General features: G+C 48.9%; 4 protein-coding genes. 3 read left to right on the top strand and 1 reads right to left on the bottom strand.

What is annotated here, in order from left to right:
- From EJB06_RS31425 to EJB06_RS31415, 3 genes are all read left to right on the top strand, one after another.
- The coding region (locus EJB06_RS31425) for an RHS repeat-associated core domain-containing protein (RefSeq protein WP_307720496.1) at nucleotides 1–442 on the top strand (442 nt) is incomplete at its 5' end.
- 207 nt (nucleotides 443–649) lie between these two features.
- Nucleotides 650–961, top strand: coding sequence for a hypothetical protein (locus tag EJB06_RS31420; protein ID WP_126077955.1), 312 nt, complete (start codon nucleotides 650–652; stop codon nucleotides 959–961).
- A gap of 1,267 nt (nucleotides 962–2,228) precedes the next feature.
- A complete protein-coding gene (locus EJB06_RS31415) occupies nucleotides 2,229–2,540 on the top strand; it encodes a hypothetical protein (RefSeq protein ID WP_126077954.1) in 312 nt (103 codons plus the stop codon).
- A gap of 14 nt (nucleotides 2,541–2,554) precedes the next feature.
- Here EJB06_RS31415 and EJB06_RS31410 read toward each other — a convergent pair.
- The coding region (locus tag EJB06_RS31410) for a DDE-type integrase/transposase/recombinase (RefSeq protein WP_164558102.1) at nucleotides 2,555–2,968 on the bottom strand (414 nt) is incomplete at its 5' end.

The raw sequence follows: 2,968 nt of genomic DNA, 5'->3' as shown, positions 1-2,968 counted from the left end.
CGCTCCGCAAAGCGGCCATCTTCTCAAATTGATGTATCAGTTTTCAATCGCTGCCTGTGTCAGTTTACAACCGCTGCTGACACCGCAGACGGGGCGGTATGTGCAGAGCGATCGCATCGGGCTTGGCGGGGGCATTAATACTTACGGGTATAGCTACGGTAACCCAGTTAGCAATGTCGATCCAAAAGGGCTTCTAGTTGCCCCGGGATTACCTCCTGCAATTGCAACTCTCGTACCAGCGGGCGGCGTGAGCGTGGCTAGTACGGGCGCAGTTGGAGGTGCGTTTGCTGGTGGCGTGATTGTTGGCTTATCTTTCAACTTCACTTATGAAAAATTGGTGGGAGAGCCACTAGGGATAACCATTTATGATGCTGTTGATAAAGTATGTAAAAGTGACCATCAAAAAAATGCGAAGCCCTGCTTAACAAAATTCAGGATGTAGAAGGGAAACTTAGGAGCAAACGGAAGCAACTGTACGAAGATAAGGGCGGGCTTTATAACAACTTCTATAAAAATGGGTCCAATCCTGGGAAAGGTGGAACTTTTGAAGGACATGTGGACCAAATAGTGGGGTTGGAGATTGGGTTGCAGCGCCTAATTCAAGAAGCGAAAGACAGTGGCTGCCTATAATTTTTGATTAGGATACTAATTGTCAATTGAAATATTTTCTGAAGCCTTAAAAGAAAAAGTGCTTACAGTCCTCGAAGATCATTCGTTTGTTCGAGAATCGATTCGTTTTGAGGAACAAGATGATGGACAGTCGTTGTCCATCTATATTCCGCTAGATAATTACAGCGGCGACGTTTCTGCACAGGCACTGCTGGCCATGTCTAAAAAATTAGACGTGATTTTGCCTCCGCGGCCCGACGATTATTCTTGGTACGCTTTATTTACTCAAGCCGGACAAATAGTTCAATGTTTTTTTGGCGGGGACTTGAGTTCCCCCAATTCGGGGCTGTAAGAATACTTACTTTCGCGATCCTAAAATTAACTTCACGACTGCGGGCGAATTTTCCTTACTTGCACATGAACTAATTCACGTTGGCCAATACGCCGTGGGGATGAATTTTGTTAGTTATGGATTGAATAGACCAAATGGATATGAAAACGATAAGTATGAGATTAAGGCATAAGATTATGCTGCAATAATTCTTAATTCGCTAACTAACGGACAGAATGAGCGGAGTAAAAGATGCGATTGTTACAAATAGTATTCTCGCTGTTGGTTTGTACCGTAACCCATTACAGTAAGGAGGCACAGCTTTCGGAAGAAGCTAAATACCAATATTTTTACTCTAGTGTTTCTGAGCAAGAGGAGAATCTCAAAAATATCCGTTAGAAGAGCAATATTGTTTATATATATTTGGCAATCAAGTAATGCTTCCGCCCGCACTATATCTTGCGCGGACAATGGCAGAACAAGGAAGTCAAATCGTGCCATTCTTCCGAGAGAAATTAACGTGGACAACAGATGCACTTACGATCCGCGACATTGCAGCAGTTTTCGTACAGTTGAAGCGAATGGAACACTATAATTTCTCGAAGGATCAGAGCCTACTGGATTTATTAGAGTTCAAGACGGACGCCGCTAAAGGAAATTGGGAACCAACTATACGAAAAATGATTGATGAACTCCGATAGCTGTGGATATGGCGACACTGGGTCACACCCACCCCGTTATACACAAGTCTCAAGCCAGCGTCGACGGTCTGAAAATCCTGTTTACATTCGACGACTTGCCGTACCCCTTGTAAACCGTTATCCTATTTGTCGTCAAAACCAAGGGCGTTGCTATCTCCTGGGACCAGCTTGCCGGGCACCTGATTATTGGGCAGGCGGCGAGCGCCGGCCCTCTGGCCCGTACGCGTGGCGCCCTCCGCTCCTCCAGCAGAGACCGTATTTAGTCTGCGTAGCGAGCGCGGGTGGAGGTTGATATTGCCGAGCGACGTGCCGGCCAGCCGGCTGGCCAAATTTGCTCGAACTCTCTGACGAGGGTCGAACGATGCGATCTGGCTGGCGACAGCGGCAGTCGACATGACTGTCTCCACCGCAAGTTGTGGTGACAATTAGATAGTCTTTAGTTAATTTCCTAGTGTAAACTGCGTTTTCGCAGCAGCAAACCCCTCGCGGCAATGCTTGACAATCATCCGCGCGCATGCATTTCTGTCTCTTCGGCCTCGGTCCAGGCGCATCGCATCCGTTTCCCGTCAATTCTAAAGGCAATTTTAATGATTCGAAATATCAAGGTGTTCGCCATCGCGCTAGTATGCGGGCTCGCGGGGCTGAACCAACCGGCGTTGGCCAAGCCGTCCAGGGTTGAGCCCAGCTACTACTTTACGGCTTTTAGCGACATTAAATATGACACTTTGCAAGCCGCCTATGACAGTGTCAATCCCAGCCAGAAACCCGACCCCGAAACTAAACTCGTTCACTGGCGCGTCGTTGGCATGCAGGCACCAGTCAAGCTCAATTTTATAAATGGCCGTCTTATAAGTACGGGCCTGCGGTGGGAAGTACTCAATGAGGTGTACTGTCAATAGTGGACACGTCCGTTTCAAGCAGCCAGCGCCTCTTTCCTAAAGTTTTCGGCGAATGAAGCTGGCGATACGTAGCCAAGACGCGAGTGGCGTCGCTGGCGGTTGTAGAAGATCTCGATATACTNCATGGATGCCTGCATGCCGAACTGCTCGACCAGCTTGCGGTAATCGTTGGCGCAATACTGAGTGCCGCGATCGGAGTGATGGATCAAGCCAGGCGCCGGTCGCTTGCTGCGTACCGCCCGCCACAAGGCCTGCGCCGTCAGGTCCTGCGTCATGCGTGAGCCCATCGCATAGCCCACCAACTCGCAGGTAAAAACGTCTTTGACTCCAGCCAGGTACAGCCAGCCTTCATCAGTCATGACATACGTTATATCGGTCACCCAGGCTTCGTTGGGCCGGGTTGGCGCGAACGTTTGGTTCAACAGGTT

Source organism: Massilia atriviolacea (genome assembly GCF_003953935.1).
Classification (GTDB): domain Bacteria; phylum Pseudomonadota; class Gammaproteobacteria; order Burkholderiales; family Burkholderiaceae_D; genus Telluria_A; species Telluria_A atriviolacea.
This window is presented reverse-complemented; position numbering and strand designations above follow the sequence as displayed.